24 protein-coding genes are annotated in these 20,139 nt (G+C 47.8%); 23 read left to right on the forward strand and 1 reads right to left on the reverse strand.

Annotated elements, in window-relative coordinates; translation table 11 throughout:
* Positions 1–86 precede the first annotated feature (86 nt).
* From trpE to M4I42_RS02610, 21 genes are all read left to right on the forward strand, one after another.
* Positions 87–1,598, forward strand: a complete 1,512-nt coding sequence (trpE, locus tag M4I42_RS02510) for an anthranilate synthase component I (protein ID WP_268850674.1) — start codon at positions 87–89, stop codon at positions 1,596–1,598.
* A complete protein-coding gene (gene trpD / locus M4I42_RS02515; RefSeq protein ID WP_268850675.1) occupies positions 1,591–2,610 on the forward strand; it encodes an anthranilate phosphoribosyltransferase in 1,020 nt (339 codons plus the stop codon). Before trpE ends, trpD begins: the two co-directional genes overlap by 8 nt.
* Positions 2,603–3,379: an indole-3-glycerol phosphate synthase TrpC gene (gene trpC / locus M4I42_RS02520; RefSeq protein ID WP_268850676.1), complete on the forward strand. Its 777-nt coding sequence runs from the start codon at positions 2,603–2,605 to the stop codon at positions 3,377–3,379. Before trpD ends, trpC begins: the two co-directional genes overlap by 8 nt.
* Positions 3,318–4,016, forward strand: coding sequence for a phosphoribosylanthranilate isomerase (locus tag M4I42_RS02525; RefSeq protein ID WP_268850677.1), 699 nt, complete (start codon positions 3,318–3,320; stop codon positions 4,014–4,016). The genes trpC and M4I42_RS02525 overlap by 62 nt, the downstream gene beginning before the upstream one ends.
* Positions 3,997–5,208: a tryptophan synthase subunit beta gene (gene trpB, locus M4I42_RS02530; protein ID WP_268850741.1), complete on the forward strand. Its 1,212-nt coding sequence runs from the start codon at positions 3,997–3,999 to the stop codon at positions 5,206–5,208. Before M4I42_RS02525 ends, trpB begins: the two co-directional genes overlap by 20 nt.
* Complete coding sequence (trpA, locus tag M4I42_RS02535; protein ID WP_268850678.1) at positions 5,189–6,007, forward strand: tryptophan synthase subunit alpha; 819 nt, start codon at positions 5,189–5,191, stop codon at positions 6,005–6,007. Before trpB ends, trpA begins: the two co-directional genes overlap by 20 nt.
* Complete coding sequence (hisC, locus tag M4I42_RS02540; RefSeq protein ID WP_268850679.1) at positions 6,004–7,101, forward strand: histidinol-phosphate transaminase; 1,098 nt, start codon at positions 6,004–6,006, stop codon at positions 7,099–7,101. The genes trpA and hisC overlap by 4 nt, the downstream gene beginning before the upstream one ends.
* A gap of 52 nt (positions 7,102–7,153) precedes the next feature.
* A complete protein-coding gene (locus M4I42_RS02545; RefSeq protein WP_268850742.1) occupies positions 7,154–8,257 on the forward strand; it encodes a prephenate dehydrogenase in 1,104 nt (367 codons plus the stop codon).
* A gap of 5 nt (positions 8,258–8,262) precedes the next feature.
* Complete coding sequence (gene aroA, locus M4I42_RS02550; RefSeq protein WP_268850680.1) at positions 8,263–9,555, forward strand: 3-phosphoshikimate 1-carboxyvinyltransferase; 1,293 nt, start codon at positions 8,263–8,265, stop codon at positions 9,553–9,555.
* Positions 9,556–9,646: 91 nt separating this feature from the next.
* Entirely contained in the window at positions 9,647–10,222 is a 576-nt protein-coding gene (locus M4I42_RS02555) for a hypothetical protein (protein WP_268850681.1), read from the forward strand.
* Positions 10,198–10,470, forward strand: a complete 273-nt coding sequence (locus tag M4I42_RS02560) for a hypothetical protein (RefSeq protein WP_268850682.1) — start codon at positions 10,198–10,200, stop codon at positions 10,468–10,470. The genes M4I42_RS02555 and M4I42_RS02560 overlap by 25 nt, the downstream gene beginning before the upstream one ends.
* A gap of 13 nt (positions 10,471–10,483) precedes the next feature.
* Positions 10,484–11,743: a tetratricopeptide repeat protein gene (locus tag M4I42_RS02565; RefSeq protein ID WP_268850683.1), complete on the forward strand. Its 1,260-nt coding sequence runs from the start codon at positions 10,484–10,486 to the stop codon at positions 11,741–11,743.
* 50 nt (positions 11,744–11,793) lie between these two features.
* On the forward strand, positions 11,794–12,324 hold the full coding sequence (locus tag M4I42_RS02570) for a ReoY family proteolytic degradation factor (protein WP_268850684.1): 531 nt from the start codon (positions 11,794–11,796) through the stop codon (positions 12,322–12,324).
* Between the two features lie 81 nt (positions 12,325–12,405).
* Positions 12,406–12,861 carry a YpiF family protein gene (locus M4I42_RS02575; RefSeq protein WP_268850685.1) on the forward strand — a complete coding sequence of 152 codons (456 nt, stop codon included), beginning with the start codon at positions 12,406–12,408 and terminating at the stop codon, positions 12,859–12,861.
* A gap of 144 nt (positions 12,862–13,005) precedes the next feature.
* Positions 13,006–13,515, forward strand: a complete 510-nt coding sequence (locus M4I42_RS02580) for a QcrA and Rieske domain-containing protein (RefSeq protein ID WP_268850686.1) — start codon at positions 13,006–13,008, stop codon at positions 13,513–13,515.
* A gap of 3 nt (positions 13,516–13,518) precedes the next feature.
* Complete coding sequence (gene qcrB, locus M4I42_RS02585) at positions 13,519–14,193, forward strand: menaquinol-cytochrome c reductase cytochrome b subunit (protein WP_183251107.1); 675 nt, start codon at positions 13,519–13,521, stop codon at positions 14,191–14,193.
* 45 nt (positions 14,194–14,238) lie between these two features.
* The gene (locus M4I42_RS02590; RefSeq protein ID WP_268850687.1) at positions 14,239–15,006 is read left to right on the forward strand and encodes a menaquinol-cytochrome c reductase cytochrome b/c subunit; all 768 of its coding nucleotides are present in this window, start codon (positions 14,239–14,241) and stop codon (positions 15,004–15,006) included.
* A 193-nt stretch (positions 15,007–15,199) separates the two neighbouring features.
* A complete protein-coding gene (locus tag M4I42_RS02595) occupies positions 15,200–15,793 on the forward strand; it encodes a DUF1405 domain-containing protein (protein WP_268850688.1) in 594 nt (197 codons plus the stop codon).
* 59 nt (positions 15,794–15,852) lie between these two features.
* The gene (gene ypjB / locus M4I42_RS02600; protein ID WP_268850689.1) at positions 15,853–16,641 is read left to right on the forward strand and encodes a sporulation protein YpjB; all 789 of its coding nucleotides are present in this window, start codon (positions 15,853–15,855) and stop codon (positions 16,639–16,641) included.
* A gap of 320 nt (positions 16,642–16,961) precedes the next feature.
* On the forward strand, positions 16,962–17,855 hold the full coding sequence (locus M4I42_RS02605; RefSeq protein ID WP_442864065.1) for an Rpn family recombination-promoting nuclease/putative transposase: 894 nt from the start codon (positions 16,962–16,964) through the stop codon (positions 17,853–17,855).
* An 8-nt stretch (positions 17,856–17,863) separates the two neighbouring features.
* Complete coding sequence (locus tag M4I42_RS02610) at positions 17,864–17,959, forward strand: sporulation protein YpjB (protein ID WP_268850743.1); 96 nt, start codon at positions 17,864–17,866, stop codon at positions 17,957–17,959.
* 37 nt (positions 17,960–17,996) lie between these two features.
* Here M4I42_RS02610 and M4I42_RS02615 read toward each other — a convergent pair whose 3' ends face one another.
* A complete protein-coding gene (locus M4I42_RS02615; protein WP_268850691.1) occupies positions 17,997–18,872 on the reverse strand; it encodes a YitT family protein in 876 nt (291 codons plus the stop codon).
* A 131-nt stretch (positions 18,873–19,003) separates the two neighbouring features.
* Between M4I42_RS02615 and M4I42_RS02620 the strand changes: the two genes are divergently transcribed.
* Together M4I42_RS02620 and dapB are read left to right on the forward strand one after the other, a co-directional pair.
* Positions 19,004–19,339 (forward strand): nucleotide pyrophosphohydrolase, encoded by a 336-nt coding sequence (locus M4I42_RS02620; protein WP_268850692.1) that lies wholly within the window; start codon positions 19,004–19,006, stop codon positions 19,337–19,339.
* Positions 19,336–20,136: a 4-hydroxy-tetrahydrodipicolinate reductase gene (dapB, locus tag M4I42_RS02625; protein WP_268850693.1), complete on the forward strand. Its 801-nt coding sequence runs from the start codon at positions 19,336–19,338 to the stop codon at positions 20,134–20,136. Before M4I42_RS02620 ends, dapB begins: the two co-directional genes overlap by 4 nt.
* Positions 20,137–20,139: the final 3 nt, after the last annotated feature.

The raw sequence follows: 20,139 nt of genomic DNA on the forward strand, positions 1-20,139 counted from the left end.
ATCTACCCAAAGGCTATCACGTCTTTGGGTTTTCTTCTTTTTTGCCTCATTAAACCCTCATTCTCCGTCTGAATGGAGGAGAGAACATGTTGACCACCTTTTTAGAAGATGCGAAGCAGTTTCGCACCATTCCGATTGTGCGCCGCTTTTTTGCCGATGCGTTAGAGCCGTTGCAGTTGTTTGAAAATTTAAAGAGCGAAGCGAGTTTTTTGCTCGAAAGCAAAGATGAACAATCGCCTTGGTCGCGCTATTCGTTTATCGGTCTTTCTCCGTTTTTGACAATTGAAAGCGAAACGGGACAGTCTTTTTCCGTGCTCGATGAACGAAAAGCGGTAGTCACATCGGTTTCGTCGCTGAAAGAAGCGCTATTGTACGTTGAGCAAACGCTGCAAGTGAAACCGGTGGAAGCGGACATTCCGTTCGTCGGCGGCGCCGTCGGATTTTTAAGCTACGATTTCATTTCGACGATTGAAAAAGTTCCCTTTCATTCTTGTCGTGATTTGAAAATGAAAATCGCTCATTTTTTCGTGTGCCAATCGCTCATCGCTTTTGACCACGCAAAACGGGAAGTTGTCTTACTTCATTACATTCGGTTGCATGAAGGTGACAATGAACAATCAATGCGGCAAAAGTACGAAGAAGCGCTGCAAACGATCGAAGCGCTGATGAAAAAGGCGACAAGCGGAAGCCAGCCGCTATTGCCGCTGTTTGAAGAAGAACAAACGAAACATGTGTCGTTTGAACGGGTGACATCGACGTATGAACGTGCCGCTTTTTTGCGAGATGTTGAAACGATCAAACAGTATATCGCCGCTGGCGATATTTTTCAAGCGGTGTTGTCGCAACGGTTTTCACTTCCGATTCGCATCACCGGTTTTCAATTGTACCGCATGCTGCGAAAAATTAATCCATCGCCATATTTATTTTATTTGCAAACGAGCGACGCCGAAATTGTTGGCAGTTCGCCGGAGAAGCTTGTTCAAGTGCAAAATCGGAAAATCGAAATTCATCCGATTGCCGGCACGCGCCGGCGCGGCCGGACAAAGCAGGAAGATGCTTTGCTTGCCGAAGAGCTGCTTCACGATCCGAAAGAGCGGGCAGAGCATTATATGCTCGTTGATTTAGCGCGAAACGATATCGGCAAAGTCGCCAAATACGGCACGGTCAAGACGCCTGTGCTTATGGAAATCGGCAAATTTTCTCATGTGATGCACTTAATTTCGAAAGTGACGGGAGAGTTAAAAGATGATGTTCACCCGATCGATGCTTTACTTTCGGCGTTTCCTGCCGGCACGGTGAGCGGAGCGCCGAAAGTACGGGCGATGCAAATTTTAAATGAACTAGAGCCGACGGCGCGCGGCGTATATGCTGGTACGGTCGCCTACATCGGCTTTGACGGAAACATCGACTCGTGCATTGCGATTCGCACCGCTGTTGTGAAAGATGGTTATGCATACGTGCAAGCGGGTGCTGGCATTGTTGCAGATTCGATCCCAGAGCTCGAGTGGAAAGAAACGCGCAATAAAGCAAGCGCGCTAATTAAAGCGATCGAACTAGCGGAAACGGTATTTGCAAAAGGAGGAAATTTATATGTTTAAGCAGCTGCTAGCGAAATGCATTGAAGGCGAGACGTTGACGGAACAAGAAGCGTATGAGGCGATGATGGCGATCATGTCAGGGGAAGCCACCGCTAGCCAAATTGCGAGCTTCCTGTCGATTTTGCGCCTGCGCGGCGAAACGGTCGATGAATTAACAGGGTTGGCCCGCGGCATGCGCAGCCATATGGTGACGGTCGCATGCGAAGACGATGTCATTGATACGTGCGGGACAGGGGGCGATGAAAAAGCGACGTTCAACATTTCTACCGCGGCGGCGATCGTCGCTTCCTCGCTCGGTGTCAAAGTCGCCAAGCACGGAAACCGAGCGGTATCGTCGAAAAGTGGCAGCGCCGATGTACTAGAGGCGCTTCATATTCCGATTCAAACGACGCCGGAAGAAGCGAAAGCGGCGTTGCAAACGAAAGGATTAGCGTTTTTATTTGCCCCGCTGTACCATGCGGCGATGAAACATGCGGCTATTCCGCGCAAAGAAATCGGCTTCCGCACCGTCTTTAATTTGCTTGGGCCGCTTTCCAATCCAGCGCGCTGTAAGCGGCAAGTGATCGGTGTGTACTCGACGCGCTATGCGGAAAAGCTGGCCGAAACGTTAAAACGGCTCGGTTCTTCTCATGTATTGTTCGTGACGGGCCGAGACGGATTAGATGAATGTAGCATTACGACGGAAACGGACGTCGTTGAATTAAAAGACGGTCAAATTCGCCGGTTCGTCTTAACGCCAGAAGAGTGCGGATTGCCGCGCGGAACATTAGAAGACATTCAAGTTCATACGGTGGCGCAAAGCGCTGCGCTGCTTCGTGCCGTGATGGAAGGGACGGCGAACGAAAGCGCGATCAATATTGTCAGCCTAAATGCCGGAGTTGCTCTTTATGTAGCTGGAAAGGCAGCATCCATTCGTGAAGGAGTCGATCTGGCGAAAGAAGCGATTATGACAAAGCAGGCGCTCATCCAATTATGCCGCTTGCAAACGAAAGAGGTCGAACACTATGCTTGAGCAAATTCTTGCCACGAAACGAAACGAAATCCGTACGCTCACGCTCCCACCGGAGTGTGATGTACCGCGCTTTTCACTAGCCGCGGCGCTAAAAAATCGCCGACGAGCAATCGGTCTCATCGCTGAAGTGAAAAAAGCGTCGCCGTCGAAAGGAATCATTCGTCGTGATTTTCATCCGGTCGATCACGCGAAAGCGTATGAACAGGCGGGGGCGGATGCGATTTCCGTTTTGACCGACGAAGTGTATTTTCAAGGGCATCGGCAATATTTGACGGATATTAAACAAGCGGTTGGCGTTCCGGTTTTGCGCAAAGATTTTATTATTGACCGCCTGCAAATTGAAGAAAGCGTCCGAATCGGCGCTGATGCGATTTTATTAATCGGCGAAGCGCTTCCACCAAAAACGTTATACGAATTATATGAAGAAGCGTATGAAAAAGGGCTAGAATGTTTAGTGGAAGTGCACAGTCGTGAAACGTTAGAAAACATTTTAGCGCTGTTTACGCCGGACATTATCGGGATTAATAACCGCAATTTGCATACGTTTACGACGTCGCTTGACACGACGAAAGAAGTTGTGCCGTTTGTGCCGAAAACGAGCGTGATCGTCAGCGAAAGCGGCATCGCCACTTCCGCCGATTTGCAGACGGTGCACGCCTACGGAGCACACGCTGTTTTAGTCGGCGAATCGCTTATGAGGCAGAACGATGTCTCTCAAGCAGTGCGCGATTTATATAAGGGGGTCGAAGATTTTGTCCGTCCTTCTTAAATATTGCGGCCATCGTTCGCTTGCTGATTTACAAAAAGGAGCTAGCAGTCAAGCAGACTATCTCGGCCTCATTTTTGCGGAAAGTAAGCGGAAAGTCGAGGAGCATCAAGTGAAAGAATGGCTTGAAGCGGTGCCGCTTCACGGCAAAAAACTCGTCGGTGTGTTTGTTAACGAAACGGCGGAACGTATTTGCCAAGTAACTCGCCTCGTTCCGCTTTCGGTGATTCAATGCCACGGCAATGAGTCGGCCGAGCAAGTGGCGAAAATTAAAGAGGCGACGGGACTTCCCGTCTGGAAGGCGATTCATCATGGCGAAGACGCGCTAACGAAAATGAAACAATACGCGCGTGTCGTCGACGGATATGTCGTGGATAGCCGGGTGCGCGGCGCATGGGGCGGAACGGGAGTGTCGTTTGATTGGGAGGCGGTACCGTTTTATTTAGAAGAAGCAGCAAGGCAAGGCGTCCCTTGCTTTATTGCCGGAGGAATTACGCCGGAAAACGTCGAACAACTACTTATCTATCAGCCGCACGGAATTGATATTAGCAGCGGCATTGAAGAAAACGGCAAAAAAAGCGTGGCGAAAATGAACGAAATCGAGAAGAGGGTGAAGTGTGATGTACAATGTACCAAATGAAAACGGCCGGTTCGGCGAGTTTGGCGGCAAATTTGTTCCAGAAACGCTAATGCGTCCGCTTGAAGAAATCGAGCGGGCACTTAACGAGGCGCTTATTGATGCGTCGTTTCGCGAGGAATATATGCATAGTTTACGAGAATATTCCGGTCGCCCGACGGCGCTAACGTTTGCGGAAAATATCACGAAACAATTAAACGGCGCCCGCCTTTATTTCAAGCGGGAAGATTTAAACCATACCGGTGCCCATAAAATTAATAACGCCATCGGACAGGCGCTGTTGGCAAAGCGGATGGGGAAGAAAAAATTGATCGCCGAAACGGGCGCGGGACAACACGGAGTGGCAGCTGCGACCGTTGCTGCCCGTTTTGGGATGGAATGCATCGTCTTTATGGGCGAAGAAGATATCAAGCGGCAAGAGCTAAACGTATTCCGTATGAAATTATTAGGCGCAGAAGTGGTGCCGGTTTACAGCGGCAATCGGACGTTAAAAGATGCAACGAACGAAGCGATTCGCTATTGGGTGCAACATTGCGACGACCATTTTTACATGATCGGCTCTGTCGTCGGTCCGCATCCGTATCCGAAAATGGTGCGCGAATTTCAGCGCATTATTGGCGATGAAGCAAAAGAGCAGTTTATCAAGCGGGAAGGAAAGTTGCCGGACGTGGTCGTCGCGTGCGTTGGCGGAGGCAGCAACGCGATCGGCATGTTTTATCCGTTTTTAGAAGACGATGTCGAATTGGTCGGAGTGGAAGCGGCTGGAAAGGGGATCGACACACCGTATCACGCTGCGACGATTACGAAAGGAACAAAAGGGGTCATTCACGGCTCGATGACGTATTTATTGCAAGATGAATACGGGCAAATTACGGAACCGTACTCGATTTCCGCCGGGCTCGACTACCCGGGAGTTGGTCCGGAACACGCGTATTTAGCGAGCATCGGCCGCGTCCGCTACGAAAGTGTGACGGACGAAGAAGCGCTCGAAGCATTTCAACAGCTTGCCCGAGAAGAAGGAATCATTCCGGCCATTGAGTCGGCGCATGCGCTCGCTAAAGCGTTTCAAATCGCCAGACAACGTTCCAAAGACGAAACGGTGCTCGTCTGTTTATCCGGCCGCGGCGATAAAGACGTGCAAGCGATGATGACCCATTTGAAAGGAGCGAGCGAACATGCGTTTATCGGGAACTAATATGTTTATTCCGTTTCTTGTCGCTGGCGACCCGCATCCGGACGTGACAATTGATTTAGCGCTTGTCTTGCAAGCGGCGGGAGCAGATGTAATAGAGCTCGGTGTCCCATATTCCGACCCGCTCGCCGACGGTCCGATTATCCAACGGGCGTCCGCGCGTGCGCTAAAGCAGGGCATGACGCTTCCAGACGCAATCAAATTAGCCGGAAACATGCGAAAAAAAGGGGTGAAAATTCCCATTATTATCTTTACGTATTACAATCCTGTGTTACAATTAGGAAAAGAATCCTTTTTCGCTTTAGCGAAAGAAAACAGGGTAGACGGCGTCCTCATTCCTGATTTACCATTTGAAGAAAGCGAGCCGATTCGTCGTCTGAGCGCAGAAACAGGGTTGCCTCTTATTTCGCTCGTTGCTCCAACATCGAAAGAGCGGATCGAAAAAATTGCTTCGCAGGCACAAGGATTTTTGTATTGTGTATCGTCGTTAGGGGTGACAGGTGTTCGCGATACGTTGCCGGAGGCCATTAACGAATTTTTAGCGGAAGTGAAGCAATATAGCCGCGTTCCGGTCGTCGTTGGCTTTGGCATTTCCAAAAGCGAACAAGTGCAAGTATTAAAAGAGCATTGCGATGGGGTCGTCGTCGGCAGCGCGCTCGTGCAAAAAGTGGAAGAGCTGTCCGACCGATTGTTGCAACAAGAAACGAAGCAATATGCACTCGACGAGTTTCGCTGCTACGTTGAACAGCTAGTGGCACCATTACAGGAAGGCGCCGATTTTTGTAATGAGGTGAGAAGATGAACGTGAAAAAAGAGCTGCAAGGGCTCACTCCTTACCAGCCAGGAAAATCGCTCGAGGAAGTGAAGCGGCAGTACGGCTTGACGAATGTCATTAAGCTTGCGTCGAACGAAAACCCGTACGGCTCGTCGCCGGCAGTGAAAGAAGCAATCATAAAAGAACTTGACCGGTTAGCATTGTATCCAGACGGCTATGCGCGCGTATTACGGGAAAAAGTAGCACAGCATCTCGGCGTAAAGGAAACAGAGCTTATTTTTGGCAACGGCTCGGACGAAGTCGTGCAAATTATTTGCCGCGCCTTTTTAACGAAAGGAACAAATACGGTGATGGCAACGCCGACGTTTCCACAATATCGCCATAACGCCGTCATTGAAGGGGCGGAAATTCGCGAAGTGCCGCTCGTGGACGGACGGCACGACTTGAAAAAAATGCTTGAAGCAATCGACGAACAGACGCGCGTCGTCTGGGTGTGCAACCCGAACAATCCGAGCGGTACGTACGTGAGTGACGCGGAGTTCTCTGAGTTTTTGCGGAACGTGCCAAAACATGTGCTCGTCGTATCGGATGAAGCGTATTACGAATATGTAACAGCGGACGATTATCCACAAACGGTGCCGTTGCTTTCGGAGTATGACAATTTAATGGTGTTGCGCACGTTTTCGAAAGCGTACGGCTTAGCAAGTTTGCGCGTTGGCTATGGCGTCGCGAGCGAAGCGATCATTCGGCAAATCGAGCCTGCGCGCGAGCCGTTTAATACGTCAAGCATCGCCCAAGTAGCAGCCGTCGCAGCGCTTGATGACCAAGCGTTTATCGAAGCGTGTGCGGCGAAAAACAAGCAAGGGCTTGCATCATTTTACCGTTTTTGCCAGCAGCACGGCTTGCGCTATTATCCGTCGGAAGCGAACTTTATTTTAGTCGATTTTGGCATTGAGGGGAACGAAGTGTTTCAATATTTGCTTGAACGCGGCATCATTGTTCGCTCAGGAAATGCGCTCGGGTTTCCAACATCGGTGCGCATTACGGTTGGCTCGGAAGAACAAAACGAGCACGTGTTTGCGGCGATTACGCAGCTCTTAAAAGAAAAACAATTCGTCTAACAAGCTCGCCGCACATTGCGGCGGGCGCATTTTATAGGAGAAGGTGAAACGGTTGGAAGGAACGGTATTTGTCGTCGGACTTGGGCTCATTGGCGGTTCGATGGCGCTAGCAATCAAAAAAGAACATCCTGAGTCTGTCGTGATTGGCTTTGATGTGAATGAAGAAGAAATGAAGCTTGCGAAGACGCTTGCCGTCATTGATGATGCTGTTTTTTCCCTTGAAGAAGGGATGGCGCAAGCGGACGTCATCATTTTAGCGACGCCGGTCATGCAGACGGAAAAAATTTTAGCAGAAATGCTCACCTACCGTCTAAAGCCGTCTGTCATCGTCACCGATGTCGGCAGCACAAAGCAGCGCATCGTGCAACATGCGAAGCGGCTATTAGAGAAAGGGATTACGTTTATCGGCGGACACCCGATGGCGGGTTCGCATAAAAGCGGCGTAACGGCAGCACGAGCGCATTTATTTGAAAATGCGTTTTACATTTTAACGCCGACGGAAGAAGTGCCGGAAAGCGAAGTCGAGCGATTGAAACAATGGCTAAAAGGGACGAAAGCGCATTTTGTCACGCTTTCGCCGAAAGAACATGACCGGATTACCGGCGTCATTAGCCATTTTCCGCACATTATCGCCGCAAGCCTTGTGCACCAAGCGCAGCAGCACGAACAAGAAGACGAGCTAGTCAGCCGGCTTGCGGCGGGCGGGTTTCGCGATATTACGCGCATTGCCTCAAGCAATCCGGAAATGTGGCGCGACATTTTTTTACATAACAAAGAAGAGTTGCTCGCGTTATTTGACCGCTGGATGATGGAAATGCAAAAAGTGCGGTCGTTTGTCGAGCGGGAAGAAAGCGACGAAATTTACCGTTATTTTTTAGAAGCGAAGCAGTTTCGCGATGGGTTGCCTGTCCGAACGAAAGGGGCGATTCCGTCGTTTTACGATTTATATGTCGACGTGCCGGACTATCCCGGGGTTATTTCCGAAATTACTGGCTATTTGGCCGAGGAGCGCATCAGCATTACGAACATTCGCATCATTGAAACGCGGGAAGAAATTTACGGCGTGTTGCGTTTAAGTTTCCAAAGCGAAGAAGATCGCGAGCGTGCGAAACAATGCATTAAAAAACATACGAACTACGAAACGTACGAAGGGTGAGCGGAATGAAACAGCTACAAACGAATGTCCAATCATTAAAGGGAACGATTCACGTCCCTGGCGATAAATCGATTTCCCATCGGGCGGTGATGCTCGGGGCGATTGCGAAAGGAACGACGACGATTGCGAACTTTTTGCCAGGGGAAGATTGTTTAAGTACGATTGATTGCTTTCGCAAAATGGGAGTCGCTATTACGCAAAACGGGACAGATGTTGTCGTCGAAGGAAAAGGACTTGACGGGCTACAAGAGCCGGCCGACATATTAAACGTCGGCAACTCGGGAACGACGACGAGATTGTTGCTCGGCATTTTAGCGGCATGCCCGTTCCACGCATGCTTAATTGGTGATGCGTCGATTGCGAAACGGCCGATGGCGCGGGTGACAAAGCCGCTAACGATGATGGGAGCACATATTGACGGACGTGCGGGCGGCAACTATACGCCGCTTGCGATTCGCGGCGGCAATTTGCGCCCGATTCAATACGAATCAAAAGTCGCCAGCGCGCAAGTGAAATCAGCGATTTTATTAGCAGGGCTGTTCACCGACGGGACGACGACGGTGACCGAGCCGGCGAAATCGCGCGACCATACGGAACGAATGGTGCGCTTATTCGGCGGGGAAGTCGTCGTCGATGGATTGACGGTATCGGTAAGCGGCAAACAAACGCTAAAAGCAACGGATGTATACGTCCCTGGCGATATTTCGTCCGCTGCCTTTTTCTTAGTGGCTGGCGCGATTGTACCACATAGCGAAATCGTCTTGAAAAACGTTGGGCTAAACCCGACGAGAACAGGTATTCTCGACGTGCTCGAGCAAATGGGGGCAGAACTTTCGATCGAAAACGTCCGCAACGAAGACACAGAGCCGATTGGCGACCTTACGATTCGCACGTCGGCGTTACGGGCGACCGAAATTGGCGGGGCGCTCATTCCGCGCTTAATTGACGAAATTCCGATTATTGCATTACTCGCGACGCAGGCGGAAGGCACGACCGTCATTAAAGATGCGGCAGAGCTAAAGGTGAAAGAAACGAACCGCATTGATACGGTCGTCACCGAATTGAAAAAGCTTGGCGCACATATTGAAGCGACCGATGACGGCATGATTATCCGCGGCAAAACGCCGCTCAAAGCGGACGGCGTTGAAGTCGACAGCCACGGCGACCACCGCATCGGCATGATGCTGGCGATCGCTGCGTGCATCACCGAAGGAACGATGTCGCTTCATCGCTCGGAAGCGATCGCCGTCTCGTATCCGACGTTTTTTGAACATTTGGACTCGTTGCTTTCCAACTAAAAAGAGGCCGCATGGCGGTCTCTTTTTTTACAAAAAACTGTTCATACTTTTTCCTGCCCCTTCATAGCTTGTCTTAAAGGGGGGTGGGGACGTGCCGTATATTATCGATGAGGCAACGGTAGTGAGGGAAGGAGCGGTGAAGCGCTGTTCGCTTGTGGTGGAGAACAACCGCATCGATTACATCGGCGAGCAAGCGGCGATGTACCGGTGGGTGCGCATGCCGGTTGGCGAATTTGTGATGACACCAGGCCATGTCATGCTCGATTTTTCGTTTAGCAATCCGCGACCTTTTTTGCAATTTAAGGCGTATATGCAACAACATTTCCTCACGAAAGGGTGTACGACGCTATTAGCAGTGTGCGATGTTCTGTATGAAAAACAACTGTTGCCTTCTTTACAACACCTTCGCTTACATTTACTCAACAGCCCAATTGATTTTTTCATCGGAGTGAAAATCCCTCTGCGCACGCTAACCCCATCGTTTGTCAGAACGTGTAAACGCCTCCATATTCCTGTTTTATTTGTTGAACTGAATGGGGAAGAGCCGCTAGAAAAAATCGCTTGGGGTTGGATGTACGACACGTTCGCTTCGTATCCGCTTTTACTCGTTCCCTATTGGTTAACGCCGCCGACAAAGAGCGCGTGCCGCTGCCGCTTGCTGTATTAAAGAAAATCGGCATTTACCCGCAAAAAGGAGATCTCCGCATCGGCGGCGAAGTAGATTATAATTTATATGCGCACATAAGCAGCAAGGTTGCCGAAACGTTTGTTGTCGATTATGATAAACATGTTCCGGTGATTACCGTTCATAACGGCAAAGTGATGAAAGCAGGTGACGAACTCTTTTTTCAGCCGGGCTTTGGACGTGAACGAGTTGTCCGTGCGCCAGGGATGTTTACGGCAAATTTTACATAAGGAAGTGTGGACCATGAACCGAATCGACGAACTTGTGCAACTTGTGGAAAATGGTGATATCGAACGTGCCCTTTCCCTTCTTCCCAATATAAAAAAAGAAGCGACCGACGACGAAAAATATATGCTTGCTGACCATCTTTTTTCGTGGGGGCTATTAGAAGAAGCGCGCGACCTTGTCGAAGAGCTCATGAAGCGCTACCGCGAAGAAGGCGAGCTGGCGCTATTTTTAGCAGAAATTTATACAGAACTTGACGAAGACGAAAAAGCGCTCGCCTTGTTAGCAGACATTGATGAAGACGACCCGCTTTTTCCGCGGGCATGCTTACTTTTAGCCGATCTTTACCAAATGCAAGGGCTTGAGGAAGTGAGCGAACAAAAGTTATTAAAGGCGTACGAAAAAGCGCCGAATGAACCGATTATCGAATTTGCCCTTGCCGAGCTTTATTTTGCGACGGGGCAGTACGGAAAAAGCGTTTCGTTTTATGAAAAAGTACTCGCGCGCGAAACGACCGTTGCCGGCACGTTTATTCCAGGGCGATTGGCGGAAGCGCTTAGTTTGTTAGGGGAGTTCGAACAAGCGCTTCCGTATTATGAACAAACGGTGCAAAAGAAAATCGACAGCCACACGTTGTTCGGCTACGGCTTTACCGCGTTTCAGGCGGAATATTATCAAACGGCAATTGAAAAGCTCACGCAGCTAAAAGAGTTAGATCGCGATTATATACCGCTTTATTTGTATTTAGCGAAAGCGTACGAACATGAAGGCGATACGAAAAAAAGCTATGACATTGCGAAAGAAGGTTTGCTTGTCGACGAATGGAATAAAGAGTTATTGCTATACGCTGGAAAAACCGCGTTAAAACTCGGCGAGCAAAAGGAAGCGGAAACGTATTTGCGAAAGGCGGTCGATATCGACCCATGCTATGTCGAAGCACTTTTAGCGTTAGCGGGGGTGCTTATGCATAACGAGCAATATGACGAAGTTGTTGCTTCCCTAGAGTCCGCGATGAAACAAGGCGAGTACGACCCGCAATTTGAATGGTACCTTGCTCGCGCGAAACATAAGCTTGAAATGTATTCCGATGCATTAAATCATTACCAAGAGGCATATACTTTCTTTAAGAATGACGTGGCGTTTTTAGAAGAATATGGGTATTTTTTAATCGAAGAAGGAGATCGCGAACGTGCGAAGGCGATGTTTGCGCAAATTGTGCGCCTCGACCCTGCTCATACAGAGGCGGCGCAAATGCTATTGCAACTAGAAGAAGAGTAATAACTTGCGACATCACCTCTTTCTTGGAAACCGGCAAAGGGGGAAGAAGAATGACGGTGTCCGTGAACGAAAAAAAAGAGTTCATCCGCTGGTTTTTAAGCCATTACCAACTAAAACGGCGCGAGTGTGTCTGGATTTTAAACTACTTAATGAGCCATGACCAATTAATGCAAAAAGTGCATTTCGTGGAGAACGCCCAATATTGTCCGCGCGGCATGGTCATGTCAACTCATTGCGTCGATGATGTTCCGTTCCGCTTTTACAAAGAAAACGTGATGACAACCGATGCGGAAAAATCGTTTCACGATATTCGCCTCAATCGTGACGAAGACATTTACATCCAACTGAACTTCCGAGCTTCTTTTCATTCACCGCAGTACGTTGCCGTGTTAGAGGAAAATCCGTATGCCCCAAAACAGGCGCAAGTAAACGAAACTGACCAAATATTAGCGGAGCAGTTTTTAGAAAAATCGCTGCATAACTTTCAAAAACAGCGGCTGATGAAACTTATCGATGAGGCGTTAGACCGCCAAGACGAACAAGAATTTAAGCGGCTGACCGACCAATTAAGGCGGCTTTAAACCTTGCGCAACGCAAGGTTTTTCTTTTTTCCAAAAATGTGATAGGCTGATTAAGGAACGATGAAAAAGGGGAGAATAGTAATGAAATGGACAGTTCATGACGTTGACATGTATGAAAAAGAAAAACAGTATATTGACACAGCCGTTCTTCCACTCCTGCCGCTCACTTTTTCCGAACGCGCGAAATTAGTGGCGGCGGATGGAGAGTTTATGCAGCTTATAACAAACGAAATCGAGCGACAACTAAAAGGACGGCTTTTTCTTCTTCCATCATTTACATATTTTTTGTCCGAAACGCTTGATGCATGTGTAGAGCGTTTAAACGATTGGACGCGCGAATTGAAAGAGGCGGGAATGAGCCATGTGTTTTATGTGACAACCGACCAAAAATGGAAAGAAGCGAAACAGGAGTTATCCGGGGCGCTATTTTTCCTTCCGTCCGTTCCGTTTGAGCATATGGACGAATCGTATAAACAGCAAATCGTACATGAACAAACGTCTAAGCTATTAAACGCGTTTATTTCGTGGTGGATGTGAGAATCTTGTCGAAGTGTGAGCGTTTTCATTGACGATTATATTGACCTTGTCCTCATCTTGAGCTATCATTAGAATGTCCTAGTTTTATATGTGTTATACGATTATGTCCGGATGGACTTAAACTTATATAGAGGGGGGAAAATGATGAGCGAGAACAAACACCGTGTATCTAGACGCCAATTTTTAAACTACACGTTAACGGGTGTAGGCGGATTTATGGCCGCAGGAATTCTCATGCCGATGGTTCGTTTTGCGTTAGACCCAATCTTGAAAGAAGAAGCAGGGACAGAAATGGTGCCGGTTGCGCAAGTGAAGGATCTCACGACAGAGCCGCAACGCTTCGACTTTAAAGTGAAAGTCAAAGACGCTTGGTATGAGTCAGAAGAGCCAAAATCGGCATGGGTGTACAAAGATGAGAAAGGCGAGATTATCGCATTATCGCCAATCTGTAAGCATCTCGGCTGTACCGTCAACTGGAATGGCGATAAATCGCACCCAAACCAGTTTTTCTGTCCGTGCCACTTCGGCCGTTACACAAAAGACGGTACAAACGTTCCGGGAACGCCGCCACCTGCTCCATTGGATCGTTACGAGTACAAAGTAAAAGATGGAAAGTTATATTTAGGTAAAGCGAAACCACGAGGGGAGGCGTAATACGTGCTAAATAAGATTTATGACTGGGTGGACGAACGTCTAGATATTACGCCTTTGTGGCGAGATATCGCTGACCATGAAGTTCCGGAGCATGTGAACCCAGCACATCATTTTTCGGCGTTCGTTTACTGCTTTGGCGGGTTAACTTTTTTTGTCACCGTCATTCAAATTTTGTCCGGAATGTTTTTAACGATGTACTATGTTCCGGATATTAAAAACGCTTGGGAATCGGTGTATTACTTACAAAACGAAGTGGCCTTCGGTCAAATTGTGCGCGGTATGCATCACTGGGGAGCAAGTCTTGTCATCGTCATGATGTTTTTACATACGTTGCGCGTCTTTTTCCAAGGGGCATACAAAAAACCACGTGAATTAAACTGGATCGTCGGCGTATTAATTTTCATGGTTATGATGGGACTTGGATTTACAGGGTACTTATTGCCTTGGGATATGAAAGCGCTATTCGCGACAAAAGTAGGTTTGCAAATCGCAGAGGCAACCCCTGTCATCGGCACAGCGGTGAAAACGTTGTTAGCGGGTCACCAAGAAATCGTCGGTGCCCAAACGTTAACGCGCTTCTTTGCGATTCACGTCTTCTTCTTGCCAGGTGCATTGCTTGGCTTAATGGCAGCGCACTTCTTAATGATTCGCAAACAAGGAATTTCTGGTCCACTGTAAAATGTACGGCTGTTTAGTTTATGAGACAAAGGAGGGAAACATGGTATGCATCGCGGAAAAGGGATGAAATTTGTCGGCGATTCCCGCGTTTCTGCCGTGAGAAAGCCGAATATCCCGAAAGATTATTCGGAATATCCGGGAAAAACAGAAGCGTTTTGGCCGAACTTCTTGCTGAAGGAATGGATGGTTGGGTCCGTCTTTTTAGTCGGTTTCCTATCTTTAACCGTTGCTCACCCATCTCCGTTAGAGCGTGTCGCTGACCCAACAGATACGTCATATATTCCGCTTCCAGACTGGTATTTCTTATTTTTATACCAATTGCTGAAATACTCATACGCTTCAGGTCCTTATACGGTGATCGGGGCGATCGTCATTCCAGGCCTTGCGTTCGGAGCGTTGTTGCTCGCACCGTTTTTAGATCGCGGGCCGGAGCGTCGTCCAACGAAGCGTCCGGTAGCGGTTGGCATGATGTTATTGACGCTTGCGGCGATGATTTTCTTAACGTGGCAATCGGTTGTGACACACGACTGGAAAAAAGCAGCTGAGCAAGGAAAAATTCGCGCTCAAGTTGAAGTTGACAAAAATGCGGAAGGCTATAAAATTGCACAAGCGAATACGTGTATTACTTGTCATGGTGAAAACTTATCGGGCGGACCGGCTGCACCGTCGCTTGTTGGTACAGGATTAAAGCCTGAAGAGATCGCTAAAATTGCGAGAAACGGTAAAGGGAACATGCCACCAGGTGTTTTCAAAGGTACAGATGAAGAGTTGAAAAAGCTTTCTGAATTTATCGCTGGATTAAAAGCGAAGTAATCAACACAACAGGAAAGAAGCTGGCTATTGTTAGTCAGCTTTTTTCTTTACACAATATATATAAGTTGCAATAAAGAATTTCCGATTTTTCGTTTCCGTTTTCATCTAAATACAAACCGATATGATATAACGTGGTGAAGTGATCCGCTGGATGTAAAACAAAATTTCAACTTATATAGAAAGTAGGTGCCATATGAAGTGGATATTTTCTTTGCTTGCTCACCGTACCATCCTTTGGGTGTTGCTTGTTGCGAACATCGCTGGTACGATTTACGGATACGTATGGTACGGCCAACAACTTGCAGAAACACCGGCCAAATTTTTATTGTTTGTACCTGATAGTCCAACGGCTAGCTTATTTTTTGTATTCGTTTTGCTCGCCTTTTTATTGAACAGAAATTGGCCGCTATTGGAAGCACTGGCGGTGGTGACATTGTTTAAATACGGAATCTGGGCCGTTGTAATGAATTTATTAGTTTGGAAAGTAACAGGCACGCTTGACTGGGTGGGATGGATGTTAATTCTCTCTCACAGTGCAATGGCGATTGAAGGGCTGCTGTACACCCCGTTTTATCGCATGAAAGGCTGGCATTTAGCGCTTGCGGCTGTGTGGACGTTGCACAACGATGTCATTGATTACGTATTTCGCATGATGCCGCGCTACAGCATGCTCGACCAATACGTTCCGCAAATCGGCTATTTTACGTTTTGGCTAAGCATCGCTTCTATCACGGTCGCTTATGTTTTGTGCGTCAAAGAAAACCGGCTGCAAATTCCATTGAAATGATGGTCTAACCTTGTCCATCTCCTCATACATTGGTAGTAGTTAGCGGAGGAGGGACGAGAATGGGGCGAATCGCGATTTTATTGATAATTATCATCATTTATGTATTTCCATCGGCCGCCTATGCCACACATCATGAAGATAGCTGGCAGCGGCTTGATAAAATTTCTGATGAAGCGTTGCAACTGGCGAAAAACAAGCGGTTTGAAGAAGCAAAAGAAGTGTTGGATTATTTTGCAAATGAATTTTTCAAATTGAACGCGCGAGAGCGGCTCCAATCGATGGATGAGCTTCGCGCGATTACAGTGACGCACGAAAAGGCGTTAAAAACGATTACCGCCTCGACATTGCCGGCTGAGGAGCGCATTGATCAAGTAGCGCAGTTTCGGCTTGTCATTGATGCGATTCGCTCCGATTACCAACCGATTTGGACGGAGATGGAACAAGCGGTGATGGGAGCGTTGCAGCAATTAGAAGATGCCGTGAAAAAAGGCGACAACAATCACTTTCCAACAGCGTTAGCAAAATTTTTACATGAGTACGAAATCATTGAGCCAAGCGTCAAAATCGACGTCACACCAGAGCGAGCGAAAAAAGTCGATACGGATATTGCGAATCTTCAGACCGAGCAATTCCAAGCGCTTCCACAAGCGAAGCAAATCGAAATATTAGCGCAAACGAAAGCGGATGTAGAGGCACTTTTTGCCGATGTGAAAAAAGACGAAGCGGACCCGTCGCTATGGTGGGTCATGATCTCGACAGGCGGCATCATTGTCGCGACGCTAACGTACGTCGGCTTTCGCAAATACCGTGGAGAAAAACAAAAAACGCACGCGCGGGAAAAAGAATAAGGGTTGTCCCAAGCGGGGAGGTTTACGAAAACTTACGGAAGCAAGCCCCTGCTTTTAAGTACGGGAGAAAATGCTATATTGTATAAGGCAATGAGAAAAGGTGCCCAATCTTTTTGGGACGCCTTTTTGTTTTCTGTTTCGAGAAAACGTTCTTTTCTGCTAAAATTCATTTTTCCCTTCACAAATCCTCACCCCTGCTGCTTTTTTCGCCTATTTTTGCGAAAAGAGTGTCACAAAATTCAATTTTCTGCAGTTGCATTTCCCTTATTTCCCGAGTGTAATCAAATTGTATCGGAATATTTTGCGAAAGGATGAGGTTCGTGCAGTATCTTGATTTAAAAATGGATTTTATGTTTAAACAGCTGTTTGGTCACCCAAGCCGCAAGTCGATTACGATGGCGTTTTTAAACGCACTTTTGCGTCGAACAGGAGATGACCGTATCGTCGATGTCCAGTTTGAAAACACCGAGCTCACGAAAGAAACGGAAGACGGAAAAACAGGGCGGTTAGATGTCATCGTTCGGACGAATCGCGGCGAGCGTATTCACGTCGAAATTCAAATTATTCCGCAATATGGCATGCCAGAACGGCTATTGTATTACTGGGCGCGGTTGTTTTCGTCTTCGTTATCGAAAGGAGAACGGTACGATACCCTTTCCCCGACGATTATGATTGCCATCCTCAACTACCCACTTTTTCCGCATGAAACGGACCGCTTTCATACGATATTCCACCTCCGCGAAGACGAAGAGCAATTTCTTTGGAGCTCTCACCTTGAATTCCATGTACTCGACTTGTCACAATTTATGGTAAAATGGAAGAAATACCGTCGAGAAATAAAACAGTCACCGGAATGGCCATGGCTAACGATGTTGTCCGCAGTGGATAGCCGATCAAAGAAGGTGGATGAGGAAATGGTTCGCGAATTGGAGGGAGTCGCGATGACAGAACAAGAAATTTTAGAAGCGCTAGAAGAGTGGCAAAATTTAAGCGTCGATCCAGAAAACCGCTATGCCTACGAGATGCGATTGAAGTGGCTGCTCGATCAACTTTCAAACATTCGTGGCAGTCGGGAGGAAGGATGGAAGGAAGGACGAGAACAAGGCATAAAAGAAGCAGTAAGAAAAATGAGCGAAAAAGGCATGAGTGTAGCGGAAATTGCTAATATACTTGATATGAAAGAAGCGGAAGTACGTGAGCGATTGAAAGATTAGTCTTGATTTTGAGAGGCGGCATCATTGTCGCGACGCTAACGTACGTCGGCTGGCGAAAATATCGTGGAGAAAAACAAAAAGCTCGTTCACACGAAAAACAATGAAAATGAAGGGGCTGATTGCATCACTCAGCCCCTTTCATCATGATGGATCGATCGGCTGTTTGTTTTCGTCAAGGGTAAACCCTTCGCCAAGCACGTCATGGACGTCAGTGACGGCGACGAACGCATGCGGGTCAACGGAAGTAATGACGGTTTTTAAGCGCGGCAATTCGTTTTTCGCCACGACGCAGTAAAGAACGTCCCGCTCACGATTAGTGTACGACCCCCGCCCCTTTAATACGGTCACTCCGCGCTCCATTTCCGTTAAGATTTTCTGGGCAATTTGTTCGCTTTTCTCCGAAATAATCGTCGCCCCTTTTGCCGCATATCCGCCTTCTTGCATAAAATCAATGACCCGTGCGGCGACAAATACCGCTACAAGCGTATACATCGCTTCTCGATACGAAAGATACAAAAGAAGCGATAACGTAATGACGACGGCATCAAACGCAAACATCGTTTTCCCCATGCTAATTCCTTTGTATTTGTAGACGAGTCTTGCAATAATATCAACCCCACCGGTCGTTCCACCATAACGGAAAATAATCCCAAGTCCAATCCCGACAAATACGCCTGCAAATAGGGCGGCAAGCGTCAAGTCATGCTTGAGCGGCATGTGAATCGCAAACCGTTGGAAAATCCAAAGAAACACCGACAGCCCAACCGTTCCAATGACCGTGTAGAAAAACGATTGGCGGCCGAGCAATTTCCAGCCGAGAAAAAAAAGCGGAATGTTTAACGCTAAGTTTGTAAACGACGGGTCCATGCCGAACAAAAAATAAAGAAGAAGTGTGATGCCTGTAATCCCGCCTTCCGCTAAGTTGTTTTGCATATTAAAGTGAACGAGTCCAAACGCGAAAATCGCCGCGCCCAATAAAATAAACGCGATATTTTTTATTTTTAACCCAAAAACCATACGCCACCTCCGCTCGATAATAGTCAGCGCCTTCATTATAGAGGAAGTTGTCCGTTTCGGCAATGCAGGAGAAAAATATTTGTCAAAACCGCTGTGATTCGCTAACATGAAAGCATGAGAGGTGACGCTTTGTGGCAGAAAAAACGATCAAACAAGTACAACAAGAAGTCGATGCATACATAAGCCAATTTAAAGAAGGATATTTTAGCCCGTTAGCGATGCTCGCACGATTAACGGAAGAACTAGGCGAACTCGCAGGGGAAGTCAATCATTATTACGGCGAAAAGCCAAAAAAGAAAACGGAAAAAGAAAAAACAATCGAAGAGGAGCTAGGTGATTTATTGTTTGTCCTTATTTGTTTTGCCAATTCGCTTCATATCGATTTGCAAGAAGCGCACGATTCCGTGATGGAAAAGTTTCGCACGCGCGATGAACACCGTTGGACAAGAAAGGATGGGAACGAATGAACCAAATTAAAGTAGCAATCGCCGGGCCGCGCGGACGCATGGGAAGAGAAGCGGTTGCGTTAGTACATCAGACAGAGCATTTTGCACTAGTCGCCGTCATTGACCGGAAACATGACGGGAAAGATTTAGCCGAACTAGACGGCTTTTCCGGCATTCATGCGCCGATTTATACCGACATCGAACGTTGTTTTCAAGAAACAAAACCAGATGTCCTTATTGATTTAACGACGCCAGAAAGCGGGAAATACCACACCGAACTTGCCTTGCAATACGGCGTTCGCCCCGTCGTCGGAACGACAGGATTTACAGAAGACGATATTGAGCGGCTAACGAAGCTTGCCGAGGAAAAAGGGATTGGCGCGATTATTGCCCCGAACTTTGCGATTGGTGCGATTTTAATGATGAAGTTCGCACAAATGGCAGCGAAATATTTTCAAGATGTCGAAATTATTGAGTTACATCACGACCAAAAGCTTGACGCGCCATCGGGGACGGCGGTGAAAACGGCGCAATTAATTGCGGACATACGCCCGCCGAAAAAACAAGGGCATCCGGATGAAAAAGAAACGTTAAAAGGAGCGCGTGGCGCGGAATACGATGGCATTCGCATTCATAGCGTTCGCTTACCAGGGTTCGTCGCCCATCAAGAGGTGATTTTTGGCGGCAATGGACAAGCGTTAACGATTCGCCACGATTCGTTCCACCGCGGATCGTTTATGTCCGGTGTCAAATTATCGGTGGAAACAGTGATGAAGCTGCAAACGCTTGTGTACGGGCTCGAACATATTATCGAATGAAAA

Origin of the sequence: Anoxybacillus sp. J5B_2022 (genome assembly GCF_026847645.1) — a bacterium.
Lineage (GTDB): Bacteria > Bacillota > Bacilli > Bacillales > Anoxybacillaceae > Anoxybacteroides.